Consider the following 16842-nt stretch of genomic DNA (forward strand, 5'->3'; position numbering starts at 1 on the left):
AGAGGAGTTTTCAGCATGGAAAAAGTTTATTCATTGGGCGTTGACGTAGGGTCAACGACTATCAAATATGTATTGCTCGATCCCCAAGGGATTGAGGTGGAAAAAGAATATCGCCGACACCGATCGGATGTGAGGCGGACCTTTATGGATATGTTACGAGATCTAGCGAGTCGATGGTCAGAGAGAGACCTTCGAATCTATATGACGGGTTCAGCCGGAATTGGAATCTCTAGCTGGTTAGAGATTCCTTTTATGCAGGAGGTAATTGCTTCTACCCGCGCTATTGAGCGTACGGCGCCGGATACCGACGTTGCGATTGAATTGGGTGGTGAAGATGCTAAGATCACTTATCTTTCTCATGCAGTGGAGCAGAGGATGAATGGAACCTGTGCGGGTGGCACGGGTGCATTTATCGATCAAATGGCTTCCTTAATGGAAACGGATCCCAAGGGTCTAAACGATTTGGCAAAGGAAGCAAAGCAGATTTATCCCATCGCATCCCGCTGTGGTGTATTTGCGAAAAGTGATGTCCAACCCTTATTAAATGAAGGGGTAAGAAGAGAGGACATTGCAGCTTCGATTCTACAAGCAATTGTAACGCAAACAATTGGCGGGCTAGCTCAGGGAAGACCGATTAGAGGAAAAGTTGCTTTTTTAGGTGGACCCTTAACCTTTTTGTCGGAACTGAGAGTTCGCTTTATTGAAACCTTGCGCCTGACAGAGCCAAATGTTGTACACCCGGCTGATGCACAGTATTTTGTTGCCATGGGTGCCGCTTATGGCGCGGAGGAAGATTCGGATCAACCGATTTTTCAGCTTCAAAAATTGACAAAGAAGATGACGGAACAGAAGGATCATTTTGAAACAGCCACGCAGACCCTAGATCCATTGTTTCAAACAGAAGAGGATCTTGTTACATTTAGAAAGAGGCATGCAACGAATCAAGTAGCGAAAGGGGAACTTGCAAGCTATCGCGGCAAGGCTTTTCTTGGGATAGATTCTGGTTCTACGACCACAAAAATTGCTTTAGTCGGTGAAAATCATGAGCTGCTTTATTCATTTTATGAAGTAAATCAAGGCAGTCCATTGAAGACTGTAATACGAGAAGTAAAAAAATTGTATGAAACGCTTCCTGAAACTGTGGTGATTACGGGAACAGGAGTTACAGGCTATGGGGAAGCCTTAATACAAAAAGCATTGCATATTGATGTTGGAGAAGTGGAAACTATTGCACATTATCGCGCTGCGAGATATTTTCGTCCTGATGTCGATTTTATAATCGATATCGGCGGTCAGGATATGAAAAGTCTTCGTATCCGTGATGGTATGATTGATTCGATTATGCTAAATGAAGCCTGTTCATCTGGTTGTGGTTCCTTTATTCAAACCTTTGCCAGTGCTTTGGGTGTCTCAGTGGAAAACTTTGCAAAACAAGCCCTAGAATCTAAGGCTCCTGTTGATTTGGGCACACGATGTACTGTATTTATGAATTCACGCGTTAAAGAATCTCAACGCCAAGGTGCGACAGTTTCTGATATCTCAGCTGGCATTGCCTATTCAGTTGTGAAAAACGCCTTGTATAAAGTCATTCGAATTCACTCTCCAGAAGACTTAGGAAAATCAATCGTTGTTCAGGGTGGAACTTTCTATAACGAGGCTGTGCTTAGGGCCTTTGAACTGGAAACCGGTGTAGAAGTTATACGACCGGATATTGCGGGATTAATGGGTGCTTTTGGCGTTGCTTTGTTGGCGCAAGATCGATGCAAGTCAACCGGCATTCTAACCAAAGAAGAGCTTTCTCATTTTGACTATACCCATCGAACAGCACGTTGCAAAGGCTGTTCAAATAATTGCTTATTGACGATTAATAAATTCAATGACAAGACTTCTTATATCAGTGGAAATCGCTGTGAAAAAGGACTTGGACTTGAGAAAAAGAAGGATCCAGAACGGAATCTTTCTCTTTATAAGTATCAACGTGTGTTTGATTATCACAGAACAAAACCCGTTAGCAGACGAGAACGAATCGGGATCCCAAGGGTCTTAAATCTCTATGAAAACTATCCATTCTGGTATACCTTGTTTGATTCTTTGGGATTCGAAGTTGTTTTGTCTCACGAATCCAATCGCAAGTTGTATGATCTAGGTCTGGAAAGTATTCCATCAGAATCAGTTTGCTATCCTGCTAAGATTGCTCATGGCCATATTGAAGATCTGGTGAATCAAGGAGTCAGTCATATTTTTTATCCGTCTGTCCCTTATAATCAGCAGGAAGATTCGATCGCAACGAATCGATTTAATTGTCCTGTCGTTGCATCTTATCCAGACGTACTGAAAGGATCGATTGAAGCCTTTAAAGATCAAGTGAAATTTATGCATCCATATCTTTCTTTTGACAATCCAAAAGCTTTAGTGACTCGATTGATGGATGAGTTATCCTGTTTTCAAGTAAGCAAAGGCGCAGTGAAGATTGCAGTGGATGCAGCCTATATGGAATTGGATCGATACCACAAAGATATTCAAAAGGCAGGCGAACATTTATTGGAACTGCTTGCGAAAGAAGGTGGGCGCGGGATTGTTCTGGCTGGACGACCTTATCATGTGGATCCTGAAATCAATCACGGAATCCCAGATCTTGTTGAAGGAGAAGGGTTTGCGATATTTACGGAAGATTCTATTTCGCATCTGGGGGAATTGAAGCGGCCACTGACCGTTCACAATCAATGGACCTATCATGCGCGTCTCTATCGCGCAGCGGCTTATGTTGCAAGTCAACCGAACTTAGAGATGATTCAATTGACTTCTTTCGGATGTGGCCTGGACGCCATCACGACAGATGAAGTTAAGGAAATACTCGAGTACGATGGGAAGACCTATACACTCTTGAAGATTGATGAAATTTCAAATCTGGGAGCTGCAAGGATTCGGATTCGATCCTTGAAAGCCGCTCTCGAAGAAAGAAAAAATCAAGAAAAACACGTGCATATCCCTAAGCCTTTGGTAAAACGAACAGTCTTTACGGAAGAAATGAAGAAGACCCATACAATTCTCGTGCCGCAAATGGCACCCTATCATTTCGATTTTATTGCTACAATCTTACGGAATTACGGATATAAAGTTGTGATCTTGCCGGAAATTGATTATGAGGCCGTGACAGAAGGGGTAAAAGTTGTTCATAATGACGCCTGTTATCCCGCAGTTTTAACAACGGGTCAGTTTGTGCGCGCGCTAAAATCGGGAGACTATGACCTTGATCGAACCGCTATTTTAATGTCACAGACCGGGGGTGGCTGTCGAGCAACCAATTATATCTCCTTTATTCGAAAGGCATTAAGGGATTTGGATATGCAACAGGTACCGGTCATTTCATTTAACTTTAAAGGATTAGAAGGTCAACCAGGATTTAATCTGCCTTCTAAAGCGGTGATGGAATTATTGCGTGCTGTGATTTATGGTGATTTATTGATGAAGTGCGTATGTCGTACTCGTCCTTATGAAAAAGAAGCGGGAAGCGTCGAAGTCCTGTATGAAGCTTGGAATCAAAAAATTCAAGGAGAATTAAAGAAAGGCCAAACCTATCATCGATTTCAAACGCTATTAAAGCAAATTATCGCTGATTTTGATCATATTCCTTTGAATGATATTCATAAACCAAAGGTTGGAATCGTGGGTGAAATCCTGGTTAAATTCCATCCAACAGCGAACAATCAAGTTGTGAAGGAGTTGGAAAAAGAAGGCGCAGAAGTTGTTGTCCCTGAATTATTCAATTTCTTAACGTATTACATGTACAGTAATATTGCAGATCATCGTTACCTTGGTGGCGGAAGAAAAAATCGAATCATCAGTGAGACGGTCATTCAAGGTTTGCAAATGTATACAAAGTCTTTGCGTAAAGCATTAGATGCAAGTCAAAGATTCTCATCTTCTCCATCGATTTATCATAAGGCCGATCTGGTTAAGGATTTGGTGTCTACGGCGAATAAAATGGGGGAAGGCTGGTTATTAACAGCAGAAATGATAGAACTCCTTCAAGAAGGGGTGCCGAATATTGTTTGTGTTCAGCCGTTTGCTTGTTTGCCCAATCATATCTCCGGAAAAGGATTGTTTAAAGCACTTCGCGATGCCTACCCTATGGCTAACATCGTTCCCATTGATTATGATCCAGGGACAAGCGAGGTCAATCAAATTAATCGAATTAAATTAATGATGTCAATTGCCTTGCGACAGGGCAATCAAAGTTTTGAAGTGATTTCGTGAACCCCAGTATATGGGGTTCTTTTTTTGGGTAAAAACAGTGTAGGAGGTGACCATTATGTCGTTTCGTTGGAATAATGATTTGATTTTTCTTTTTCATGAAGGGCGATATTTTCAAGCCTATGAAGCCTTTGGTGCTCATATCACTTCAGAAGGGATACGATTTTGTATTTGGGTACCCGATACAAATTTTGTTGCAGTAACTGGAGATTTTACGCAATGGAGTGAAGAGGGCATCCCGATGGCGTTGGTAAGCCCTGGTTCAGAGATTTGGCAAATCATCGTGCCAGAAGCAAAGGTTGGAGATCGATACAAGTATGTGATTGAAACAAAAGCAGGAAGGAAAATCTGGAAAATGGATCCCTATGGCAGAGAAGTTGAAGTGCCTCCAGCCACAGCATCCATCGTGTCTGCATTTTCACTGTCGTCCAGTTCTGAAAATTCGAATTTGGTGAAACAAAAACGCGCCGGGAACAGCAATCAACCCATTAATATCTATGAGATTCATATTGGTTCATGGCGTAAAATGTGTGACTCTTATCATTCTTTAGGGAAAGTTTTGCCAGCGTATTTGGTTCAACTAGGATACACCCATGTTGAATTTATGCCGGTGATGCACCATCCTTTTGGCGGGTCATGGGGCTATCAAATTACTGGGTTTTATGCGGTAAACGCGGAGTGGGGTTCCCCTCAAGAATTAAGGGAACTTGTGGAAGCCTGTCATCAAGTTGGCCTTGCTGTGATTTTTGACTGGGTGCCGGGTCATTTTTGTAAAAATGAAGAAGGACTGTCTCAATTAAACGGTCAAGATGTTTATGAGGCGGAGGAGCATCTTGAGTGGGGGACTAAGCGATTTCAAGTGTCTAGACCAGAGGTGCGGAGTTTTCTTCTTTCCAATGCAGCATATTGGTTTGCCTTTTATGATATCGACGGAATTCGAGTTGATGGCGTTGCTAGTATGTTGCAGCCTGATAAAGCCTATGATTGCCAAGCCGTTGACTTCTTTAAGAATCTGAATCGTATGATATTCAGACGTTTTCCCTATGCCATTATGTCCGCTGAAGATTCAACTGCTTTTCCCCATGTAACGGCACCCGTGCATCATGGAGGATTGGGATTTACCTACAAATGGAATATGGGATGGATGAACGATACCTTGCAATATATATCTATGTCTCCACAGGAAAAATCAAAAAATCATCATCAATTAACCTTTTCACTGGTTTATGCATTTGAAGAATCGTATATACTTCCTTTCTCCCACGACGAGGTTGTCCATGGAAAAAAAACACTCTTGGATCGAATGTCCGGAGAATATGAGGAAATGTTTAACCAACTTCGTGTACTCTACCTGTACATGATGACGCATCCGGGTAAAAAATTAAGTTTTATGGGGAATGAGTTAGCGCCATTTTTAGAATGGCGTTATTACGAAGAGTTGGAGTGGAAGATGCTGGCATACGATTCCCATCGTTCCTTTTACCTCTACCTGAGTCAATTGAATCATTTTTACCTGAAGGAAAAATCGCTTTGGGAGCAGGATTCTTCATGGGAAGGATTTCGATGGGTTGACGCAGACAATCAGGAACAGTCGATATTTGTTTATCAGCGTCTGGCTAAAGATCCTGAAAACTATAACATGGTTGTAATCAACGAAGGAGCGGGCAATTATATGGAATACAGAATGGGGGTTCCTGAACGCTTGAAATACCGTTTGGTGTTTACCAGCGCTACCTACGCGCATGGGTTGGATCAACCGCTGAAGAAAACGATGCAGGCGAGTTCAAGGCCTTGGCAAAATCAGCCATATTCTATCTGTCTACGCTTGCCGTCGTACACGGGCTTGATCCTCAAGCCTGTTAGAAAAAGGAGAAAAAAAGATGTTTCAAACGGCTGAAGAATTTCAAGGTTTATTTAAGAAAAAAATACGAAAGGTAACCGGGGAAAAAATTGATCGTTCCTCTCGTCATGAACAATATCTAGGGCTAGTGAAAGTATTAATGGATGAATTGTCAGAAATGTGGTTTGAGTCAAATGACCGACATTACACGGAGGATCCAAAACTGATCTACTATTTTTCTATGGAATTTTTGATTGGAAAATTATTGGATCAGGTCTTGTATTCCTTGGGAATACGGGATCTGGTTGAGGAAGGTCTGGAAGGTTTATCCATCTCTTTAAAGGATATGTTAGATGAAGAAAATGAAGCCGGCTTGGGCAACGGCGGTTTGGGAAGATTGGCCGCATGTTACTTGGATTCCATGGCTGCCCTTGGAATTGCTGGGAATGGAATGGGATTGCGTTATTCTCACGGGATGTTTGAACAGCAGATTGTAAAGGGCAACCAGGTGGAAGTTCCGGATGAGTGGTTAAATGATGCTTTTTCCTGGGAAGTTGTGAAACCGACCCGGTCTGTTGTGGTTCGCTTTGGCGGCCATGTAAGAGGGGAAGAAGTCGAAGGAAGATGGGTTTACTTTCATGAAGGGTACGATGCAATTCGTGCAGTTCCCTATGATGTACCGATTGTAGGAAGCGAGAATGGTCAAGTCAATACACTTCGCTTGTGGAGAGCCGTTGCCATGCAGGATATGGATATCAATGCCTTTAATCGTGGAGAATTTATTGAGGCAGTACGTCATCAGTCAGAGGCGGAAGCCATTTCTCAAATTCTCTACCCCAATGATCAAAGCCATGAGGGAAGAGTTTTGCGGTTAAAGCAACAATATCTTTTGGTAGCTGCGGGTCTAGAGACGATAATCGGTCGATTTACTGGCCGGGGGGGCAATGTGAAGCGATTGTCCGAATCGGTTGCCATTCAAATCAATGATACCCACCCCGCTTTATGCGTGGCTGAACTAATGCGTATTCTGATCGATGGTAGAGGCATGGATTGGGAAACGGCTTGGGAACAGACGAAAAACACCATTCATTATACGAATCACACCATTATGCCCGAGGCTTTGGAAGAATGGTCTTATGAAACTATGAAACATCTGCTTCCACGCATTACAATGATCCTCGACGAAATTCATCGGAGGGACCGCATAGAAAACCCTGAATTAGACCCAATGATGGAATGGGGAAAGGTCAAGATGGCAACCCTTTCAATTATTGGATCAAGACGAGTGAATGGGGTGGCCAAGTTGCACACCGAGATCTTAAAAGAGGAGTTATTCGCAGGCAGATACCAAAAATATCCTGAACAATTCGATTCGATTACCAACGGGGTTTCTCATCGGCGATTTTTAATTGGAGCCAACCCCAATTTGTCACGATTGATCACTGAAAAAATCGGAGTGGATTGGAGGAAAAAACCAGAACTCCTTCAATGTTTAACCGATTGCTCCGAAGATAATGGTTTTCTTGATGAATTGCATCGAGTGAAGCAGGGAAACAAAGAAGAACTAGCTGCGATCATTCAGCAGCAAATGAATATTTGTGTCGATCCGAGCTCCATCTTTGATGTGCATGTGAAACGAATCCATGCCTATAAGCGTCAATTATTAAATGTTTTGCATATTATGCATCTCTATAATCGAATCATAGATGATCATGCCCAGGAAATGATACCTCGAACCTTTGTCTTTGCAGGTAAGGCGGCTCCGGGATACTATTATGCAAAACGGTTGATTGAATTGATTCATGCGGTCTCAGAGAAGATTGAAGCAAATCCAAAAACACGTGATATCATTCGAGTCGTCTTTATCCCAAACTTCAATGTCACGGTGGCGGAACGTCTGTATCCGGCAGCTGATTTGAGTGAGCAGATTTCTACTGCATCCCGGGAAGCTTCGGGAACAGGAAATATGAAGTTTATGATGAATGGCGCCGTTACGATCGGAACACTCGATGGCGCAAATGTAGAAATTTATCGTGAAGCCGGCTGGGATAATATGTTTGTTTTTGGATTGAAAGCCGATGAAGTTTTGCGTTATTATCGGGATGATTCTTATCATGCCTTGGGAGAATACCAAAAAGATCCGCGGTTAAAACTAGTTGTTGATGAACTAGTGAATGGTTTTTTTGACAAACGTCCAGGTGCTTTTCAATCTATTTTCGATTCGCTTTTATTGGAAAATGATCAGTTCTTTGTTCTGCGTGACTTTGCGGATTATGCGGAAACACAACAAGTTGTGGGTCGATATTATCGAGATTCTTATCGCTGGAATCGGATGCAACTTTCAAATATTGCACATTCTGGTTATTTTTCCAGCGATCGTTCGATCCAGGAATATGCAGCTAGGATATGGAGATTAGGAGGGAAATTATGAAAAAAAAATGTGTTGCCATGCTCTTAGCAGGAGGCCAAGGAAGCCGTTTGGGTGTATTAACTAAGGCAGTCGCCAAACCAGCAGTGCTTTTTGGTGGGAAGTATCGATTGATAGATTTTTCTTTAAGTAATTGTTATCACTCCAATATCGATACGGTTGGTGTTTTGACTCAGTATCAACCCCTGGAACTCAATTCATACATCGCTACAGGAAGCGCTTGGTCTCTTGATAATGTGAGTGGCGGAGTTACAATTTTGCCACCGTATCAGAATCGATATGGGGCAAGCTGGTATCGAGGTACTGCTGATGCTATTTTTCAAAACATTTCCTTTCTTCAATCCTATAATCCTGAGCATGTTTTGATAATTTCGGGTGATCATATCTATAAAATGGATTATTCAGAGATGTTGAGAAACCATATTGAGAATGATGCGGATTTGACCATTGGTGGATTAATTGTGGAAGCAGAGGAGGCTTCCCGGTTTGGAATCATGAGTACGGATGATGAAAATCGCATCACCGATTTTGAAGAGAAACCAAAAAATCCTAAAGGTAATCTTGCTTCGATGGGCATCTATATTTTCAAATGGTCGGAATTAAAACGATTATTAAAAGAAGATGGAGTCAAGGATGACAGTCAGCATGATTTTGGCAAGAATATTATTCCAACAGCTTTGGCTGAGCAATTGGGCGTCTTTGCCTTTCCTTTTAATGGATATTGGAGAGATGTGGGAACCATTGAAAGCTTTTACGATGCACAGATGGAATTATTGATGAAAAACCCACCACTTAATCTCTTTGACAAAGATTTTCGCATTTATTCAAATTTTGAAAGTTTGCCACCCCATTTTATTTCCAGAAATGCGTCCGTAACCGACTGTTTAATATCTGATGGATGTTTGGTTCACGGAGAGGTTACGCATTCTATTTTGTCCGGTGGCGTGATCGTCGAAAAGGGAGCTCTTGTGGAAGACTCGATTATTCTCAAAAATGTGAGAATTGGAAAAAATGCAAAGATACGGCATGCAATTTTGGATGAAGGTGTCGTGATTCCTGCAGATAAAGAAATTGGATTTGCGAATCAAGCCATTCAATTGATTGGAAAGGAGGATCATGATGCGTAAAGTAATGGGCATTATTTTTCAGCGATGGGATCATGAACTGCAGAAGTTTACGATGAATAGAGGCATATCGACCATTCCTTTTGGTGGACGATATCGGATGATTGATTTTGCGCTTTCCAATTTAGTAAATGCGAATATTCATTCCATTGGTGTCTTGGGCGGGGCGAAGTATGGCTCCTTGATCGATCACTTGGGTACCGGGCAGGAATGGTCCTTACACCGGAAAACACAGGATCTTGCCATTCTTCCAGCATTGGAAAATTACTCCATTGAACCCGGCATATACTTTGACCTACGGGAACTGCAGCCAAGTAAATTGTTTATAGAAAATCAAACGACAATAGAAATGATAATATTTCAGCCGAGTAATCAAATTGACAATCTTGATTTCAAATCACTGATGAATAAACATTTTGACAGCGGTAATGATGTGACCGTTGTGACTGGCGAACCTCAGATTGATGAGGCAGTTGGTGATCCGAATGAAAATCGCAGAAAATGGCAGGGGCGTGAAATCTTAGCAGTCATGGTGCAACGGTCCTTGATCTCGCAAGCCCTTCAACGCATGGAGCAAGGGGGATCTTACGACCTTCTGGAAATGATACGAAGAAATCAAGAGCATCTTCGTGTTGATAACGTGGCGCATAAAGGCTATTATCGCGAAATTTCAGATGTTGCGGGTTACTATAAAGCCAATATGGATCTTTTAGAAGGAGCCGTGCGAAAAGAATTATTTTGGTCAGAAAGAAGTGTTTTTACAAAGAGCAAGGACAATCATCCAACCCAATACTGTAGTGGTGTACGGGTAAATAATTCATGGGTTGCCAGTGGTTGTCTAATTTGTGGAATCGTTCAGAATAGCATTGTTTCCAGGGAATCTATGATCGGTGAGGGCAGTGTGATTAAGGATTCTATTCTCATGCAACGCGCGCGGATTGGCAAGGATGTTCATTTGGAGCATGTGATACTTGACAAGACAGTGACCATTCGAGATCGAACGGTTTTGAAAGGGACAAAAGAAGAACCAATTGTGATTCCTAAAGGGAGTGTGATTTGATGGAAAAACGAGTCTTGTACGTTGCGTCCGAGGGGACGCCTTATGCAAAGAGCGGTGGACTTGGCGACGTCATTGGTTCCTTGCCTCATGCCCTGCATAATGGTTGGATAGCGGATGTAATTATGCCAAAATATGCTCATATCGATAAGGAGAATCTTGAATTCGTTGAGAGTTTTGAAGTGAACTTGGGGTGGCGTCAATTGTATGCTGGCATCTATCGCAGTGAATATAAGGGAGTGATTTATTGGTTTATTGATAACGAGTATTATTTCCGTCGCGAACAATTATATGGATATTTTGATGAAGCGGAACGATATCTCTTTTTTTCAGCAGCTGTAGTGGAATGGATTCAGAAAAATCCAAAGAAGTATCAAATGATACATTGCCATGACTGGCAGTCTGCTTGGGCAGCTCAATTGATTAAGGAAAAGCGGATGCATCTTCCCGTTATCTTTACGATCCACAACCTTCGATATCAGGGTAGATACGGAAAAGATGTGGCCGTAGATTTGATGGGCTACGATGGGATCATTAATGAAATGGAGTTTGACGGTGATTTAAATTTGATGAAAGGGGCCTTGGTAGCATCGGATTATGTAACAACGGTTAGTCCAAGTTATGCTGAAGAAGTCATGGGGCATGCATACGGAGAAGGACTCGACCCGGTTCTGCGCGGTATAAAGAGTAAATTTCGTGGTGTTTTGAATGGTTTGGACTTGGAAAAATTCAATCCCATGACAGATCCGTTTATTAGATTTCCTTATCGCTATTCATGCAAGAAAAAGGCACAAAACAAAGCAGCTTTGCAAGAGGAACTAGGACTTCCTCAAAATAGTCTGCCATTGATTGGGTTCGTAAGTCGTTTGGTGGAACAGAAGGGCTTGGACTTGATTGTTTCTGTTATCCATGAATTGATTAATTTGGATTTGCAATTCGTTGTATTGGGAACTGGGGAACAACGATATGAAGAGTTACTGATAAAAACAAGCCGCGAATATCCCAAGCGATTTCGTGCAATTATTGATTTTGACGAGGGTTTGGCGCAAAGAATCTATGCTGCTTCCGATATGCTCTTGATGCCTTCTCGATTCGAACCTTGTGGACTGACGCAAATGATCGCTCAGCGCTATGGTTCAATTCCAATTGTTCGTGCAACGGGCGGACTTAAAGATACAGTTTGTGATTATGAACGGTCGGATGAAAATCCGAACGGCTTTGTTTTTGAACGATATGATGGATTTGCCATGATCGAAGCTGTTAAGCGTTCCATTCGGGCCTACCAAGATCCAAAGATATGGCAATCTTTAGTTCGTCAATCGGTTAATTCTGTAAGAAGTTGGGAAGACTCAGCAAAGGAATATGAGGATATTTATGACCAAGTGAGAGAGAGGTATAGTAGTGAAGGCGAGGTTTGATTCGCAGGACCCGAAATATCGAAATCCTATTGGCGCAGTACACCTAGGTACGCCAATTACCTTTACGGTTGTTCTTGAAAAGAAAAAAACGGTACAATGCTTGATGCGCTATCGCGTTGGGCAAGAGTCGGAAGAAATTTGCTCCATGAAGAGAGTGGATGATGAGGAGAATTGTTGTAGATACACATGTACCTTGATTATGCCAAAAGAACCATCCTTGGTTTGGTATGAATTTGTTATTCGTGACGGGGAAGAGTATGGCTATCTATGCAATCCTGCTGATCGTTTAGGCGGAAAGGCGATTTTAGTCTCAGAACCAACGGCTCCCTTTCAAATCACTGTACATGGCGAGATTCCAAAAGTTCCAAAATGGTTTGTTGGTGGCGTGATGTATCAAATTTTTGTGGATCGATTTGCACAAGGAAAAAAAGCAGGGATATATCCGCGTCCAGTTTTACTGCATACGGATTGGAATGATTCACCGTATTATACGAGAGATGAAGAAGGACGAATTATTCGCTACGATTTTTTTGGTGGTACTTTAAATGGGATTAGGGAAAAACTCTCTTACTTGCAGGATCTAGGCATTAGCATTCTTTATTTGAATCCAATTTTTGAATCTCCAAGCAATCATAAATACGATACGGCTAATTATCAAAAGATCGATCCGAATTTTGGAGATGAAATTGATTTTTCTCGTCTCTGTGAAGAAGCAGAACGACGAGGGATCTCCATTATTTTGGACGGCGTGTTCAGCCATGTCGGTAGCGACAGTCTGTATTTTAATCGTGAAGGATTCTATGATGAAGTCGGTGCTTATCAATCAAAGGAATCTCCTTATTATGGATGGTTTCGATTTAGAAATCATCCCGATGATTACGAATCATGGTGGGGAATTGACACCATGCCCAATATTGAAGAAGAAAATCCGGCGTATCAGGATTTTATTCTTGGGGAAGATACCGGTGTGATTGCACATTGGATGAAAATAGGCGTTAAGGGCTGGCGGCTCGATGTTGCAGATGAGTTACCAGATCGTTTTATTCAAGGGATTCATCAACGTGTTCAGGAAGAAAATCCGGAAGGGATCGTGATTGGTGAGGTCTGGGAGGACGCCTCCAATAAAATCAGTTATGGAAAACAACGGGAGTATCTATTTGGTGGAGAGTTGGATTCTGTAATGAACTATCCCTATCGAGAAGGGATTCTGCGTTTTGTTCGACAGGAGGAAAACGCAAGCAAACTATGCAGGATCATTCGATCAATTCATGAGAATTATCCAAGGGAAATTTTTCAACAGCTAATGAATTTTCTTGGTACCCATGACACAATTCGTGTGTTGAATGCGATGATTTATAGAGAAGAACCCAACAAGCCCAAAAGTAAATTGATGGAGTGGACTTTGCAGGAAGAAGAAATGAATTTGGCGGTCAAGCGTCTGGCTTTGGCCGTTCAATTGTTGTTTACTCTTCCTGGCGTACCTTGTGTATATTACGGTGATGAGGTCGGTTTGGAAGGCTGGAAAGACCCTTTTAACCGTAAAACATATCCTTGGGGGCATGAAAATCGATTGATTTACGACTTGTATGAGAAATGGATTCGCCGATATCATCAATACCCATCGCTCTCTTGTGGAAGTTTTAAAACTGGCGAAATGATTGGTCAATGTTTTACTCATGTTAGGGAAGCGGAAAATCAAATGATTTTTTCAGTTGTTAATTCCGGAAAGGAACGGGTAAAAGGAAAATTTCCGTGCACTGGAATTTGGATAGATTTGGAAAGTCAAGAAGAGTTGGAGATGTATTGGAGCATAGAGGGTATATTTGGTCGAGTTTTCGTAAAAAGAGCAGATTGACGTTGAGAGACTTGTTCCTTTTTCGTATTCGGTTTATAATGAGTTCAATAAAACTAGGAGGTCTATATGTTCGATTCGCATATCCACTCCTCGATTTCTTCGGATTCTACCCTAGAGGCTACCGATGCACTTCGAGAGTTAAAAGAAAAAAATATCGGTGGAACTTTTACGGAACATTATGATTTTGGATATCCGGAAGCGGACTCATTTTTATTTGATCCCAAGGGCTATTTTTCGAAGTATGATGACTTGAGAAGCAGCCAATTCTTCTTGGGCGTTGAATTGGGATTGGTGCCAGGATTCGGAAAAAGCGCAGCAGATTTGATTCGAAACTATCCCTTTGATTATGTAATCGGATCGATTCATGTTGTTGAAAACATCGACATTTATTATCCAGAGTTTTATACTGACCGATCGAAAACAGAGACCTATGGCGCCTACTTAAAAGCTATGGAGGCTTGTATTCTTGAATTTTCCGATTTCGACGCTCTAGGCCATATTGATTATATAGCAAGATATGCGCCATATCCCGATCCAGAAGTTTGGTCGGATTCCAACTTGCATCATCTTTTGGACCGTGTATTGAAAGCGTTAATTGAAACAGGACGCGTATTGGAATTAAACACGAGACGGATTGAGACGAATGCTGACTTTGAATCCATTCGACCCATCTATATCCGCTATGCGGAGTTGGGTGGACATGCGGTGACCCTTGGATCAGATGCGCACACCAGTGAGCGCATAGGCTGGAAGATAAGAGAAGCCCATACCTTTATTGAATCATTGGGTTTAAAAGCAGTTGTCTTTCAAAAGCGAAAGATGATTTACCTATAGAGTCGGCTTAAATGGAATGATTGGGTTTGGAAAAGGAGAGGGAGGCGAAATGAAGATAAAGGAGCGGTATCAAAAATGGATTGACAGTTCGTATTTATCTGAAAAAGATCGCGTGAGTCTTTTGAAAATTACGGAAGGATCGGAAATAAAAGAATGTTTTGGTCGTGAACTTACTTTCGGAACAGGAGGCATGCGCGGAGAGTTGGGATTAGGACCCAATCGGATGAACCGGTATATGGTGGGAAAAGTTGTTCAAGCGGCCATGACGCATCTTCGAGATGGTAAAGATGAACCACGAGTGATTATTGCCTTCGATACGCGTCGCATGTCGCGATTGTTCGCTGATGAGGCTGCGCGGGTTGCTTTGGCTAATGGTGCGCGAGTTTTTCTTTTTGATGGAGAACGCCCTGTACCAGAATTGTCCTTTGCTGTTCGTAAGCTTCAAGCTGATATTGGGATTATGATCACCGCTAGTCATAATCCACCTGAATACAATGGCGTGAAACTGTATGGCGCCGATGGGGCGCAATTGGTACCGAAACGAATACAGCCGATTATTGACGCCTTCTCTGCTATTACGGAATTGGCATTGATTCATCGGGATCATTCTAATTGTTTATCGGATCATACAAAGTTTTCCTATCTTGGTGAAGAGATGGATGAGTTTTATGTTTCCTATTGCCTCTCTCAAAAGAAAAGAAAAGATGTTGATTGTGCAATCAAAGTCGTTTATACACCACTTCATGGTGCTGGAAATCGTTTGGTTCGCCGCGTTTTGGCAAGACGTGGTTATCAGAACGTATGGACCGTTAGCTCTCAAGAACGTCCAGACCCTGATTTTTCAACGGTAAGTACACCGAATCCCGAGGAATCGGAAGCGATGCAGCTTGCTGTTGAGTTGGCAAAAAAAAGGGATGCGGATCTTGTACTTGCAACGGATCCGGACTGTGATCGTGTTGGTGTGGTTGTTATGGATCAAGGGAAGCCATTTCCTTTAAATGGCAATCAAATTGGCGCTTTGTTGTTGAATTACTTGATCAATCAAACCCATGAAATTCCAAAAGGGGCAACCGTGGTGAAAACCATCGTGACAAGTGACCTGGGACGAAAAATTGCGGAGAAAAACGGATTGATCTGCGAGGAAACCTTGACTGGATTTAAGTATATTGGAGAAAAAATTGAATCGTTTCAATCATTGGAAGACCGCTCTTTCTTCTTTGGTTACGAAGAAAGTTACGGATATTTGACGGGAAATCAGGTGCGAGACAAGGATGGCGTGCTCGCTGCCATGTTGATTGTTGAAATGGCTTCCTTTTACTGTTGCCACGGTGTTTCATTGCGCAGCCATCTTCAAGAGATCTATCATGATTTTGGATTCTATAAAGAAGCATTGGATTCCTTTGAAAGCAAAGGATTAAAGGGACAAGAAAAAATTCAAAAGATAATGGAACGATTTCGAACAAGGTCTCCTTTTTTAGGGTCGCAGATAAAAATAATTGATTATCTGTCTTCCGATACGGGTCTTCCTACTGAAAACGTCATCAAAGTCTTTTTTGAGTCGGCATGGGTGGCAATTCGTCCTTCTGGAACAGAGCCAAAATTGAAGTGCTACTATTCGACCTGGGCGGATAGCCAAGCGGCTTCTGATGAATCTATGGAAATGATTCAAAAACAAATGCGTGAATTTATTCATGCAGAGTTTGACAAATAGCTGTGAAAGAATTATAATAGCTTCAATTAGAAAAGCAATGAAGGGACGAGTAAAGATTGGATGCCTCTAGAGAGGGTGGGATGCTGGAAACCACCTAGGCCTATAGTTTTGAAAACTAACCTGGAGCTGGATCAAAGACCTTATGACAGGTGAAAACCTGCGACAGGTGCTAGCCTGTGCGAGGTAATGATTCCCGTTTGGACACGTTACGTCTTTTGAGGAAATAGCAGTTTTTTTGTTATTTCGAATTAGGGTGGTACCACGTGATGCATACCTCTCGTCCCTATTAAGGACGAGGGGTTTTTTTATGTTTTTTTATTC

At 42.0% G+C, this 16842-nt stretch carries 9 protein-coding genes and 1 other annotated feature; all 9 genes read left to right on the forward strand.

Translation table 11 applies throughout. The features are described 5' to 3' along the window. Positions 1-15: 15 nt before the first annotated feature. The 9 genes from AC25CA_RS08080 (at position 16) to AC25CA_RS08120 (ending at position 16521) form a co-directional block, all read left to right on the forward strand. Entirely contained in the window at positions 16-4257 is a 4242-nt protein-coding gene (locus AC25CA_RS08080) for an acyl-CoA dehydratase activase-related protein (RefSeq protein WP_486816558.1), read from the forward strand. 55 nt (positions 4258-4312) lie between these two features. Continuing rightward, positions 4313-6151 carry a 1,4-alpha-glucan branching protein GlgB gene (glgB, locus tag AC25CA_RS08085; protein ID WP_486816559.1) on the forward strand — a complete coding sequence of 613 codons (1839 nt, stop codon included), beginning with the start codon at positions 4313-4315 and terminating at the stop codon, positions 6149-6151. Further along, positions 6135-8525, forward strand: a complete 2391-nt coding sequence (locus tag AC25CA_RS08090; RefSeq protein ID WP_486816560.1) for a glycogen/starch/alpha-glucan phosphorylase — start codon at positions 6135-6137, stop codon at positions 8523-8525. Before glgB ends, AC25CA_RS08090 begins: the two co-directional genes overlap by 17 nt. Beyond that, positions 8522-9649, forward strand: coding sequence for a glucose-1-phosphate adenylyltransferase (locus tag AC25CA_RS08095; protein WP_486816561.1), 1128 nt, complete (start codon positions 8522-8524; stop codon positions 9647-9649). Before AC25CA_RS08090 ends, AC25CA_RS08095 begins: the two co-directional genes overlap by 4 nt. After that, on the forward strand, positions 9639-10706 hold the full coding sequence (glgD, locus tag AC25CA_RS08100; RefSeq protein ID WP_486816562.1) for a glucose-1-phosphate adenylyltransferase subunit GlgD: 1068 nt from the start codon (positions 9639-9641) through the stop codon (positions 10704-10706). The genes AC25CA_RS08095 and glgD overlap by 11 nt, the downstream gene beginning before the upstream one ends. Continuing rightward, positions 10706-12121 (forward strand): glycogen synthase, encoded by a 1416-nt coding sequence (locus AC25CA_RS08105; protein WP_486816563.1) that lies wholly within the window; start codon positions 10706-10708, stop codon positions 12119-12121. Before glgD ends, AC25CA_RS08105 begins: the two co-directional genes overlap by 1 nt. Continuing rightward, positions 12105-13976 (forward strand): glycoside hydrolase family 13 protein, encoded by a 1872-nt coding sequence (locus tag AC25CA_RS08110; protein WP_486816564.1) that lies wholly within the window; start codon positions 12105-12107, stop codon positions 13974-13976. Before AC25CA_RS08105 ends, AC25CA_RS08110 begins: the two co-directional genes overlap by 17 nt. A 66-nt stretch (positions 13977-14042) precedes the next feature. After that, a complete protein-coding gene (locus AC25CA_RS08115; RefSeq protein ID WP_486816565.1) occupies positions 14043-14810 on the forward strand; it encodes a histidinol-phosphatase HisJ family protein in 768 nt (255 codons plus the stop codon). A 49-nt stretch (positions 14811-14859) separates the two neighbouring features. After that, positions 14860-16521 (forward strand): phospho-sugar mutase, encoded by a 1662-nt coding sequence (locus tag AC25CA_RS08120; protein ID WP_486816566.1) that lies wholly within the window; start codon positions 14860-14862, stop codon positions 16519-16521. A 28-nt stretch (positions 16522-16549) separates the two neighbouring features. Then, positions 16550-16809: a binding site (T-box leader), on the forward strand. Positions 16810-16842: the final 33 nt, after the last annotated feature.

The sequence above is a fragment of the Gottschalkiaceae bacterium SANA genome, assembly GCA_036323355.1.
In the GTDB taxonomy this organism is placed as follows: Bacteria; Bacillota; Clostridia; order Tissierellales; family GPF-1; genus GPF-1.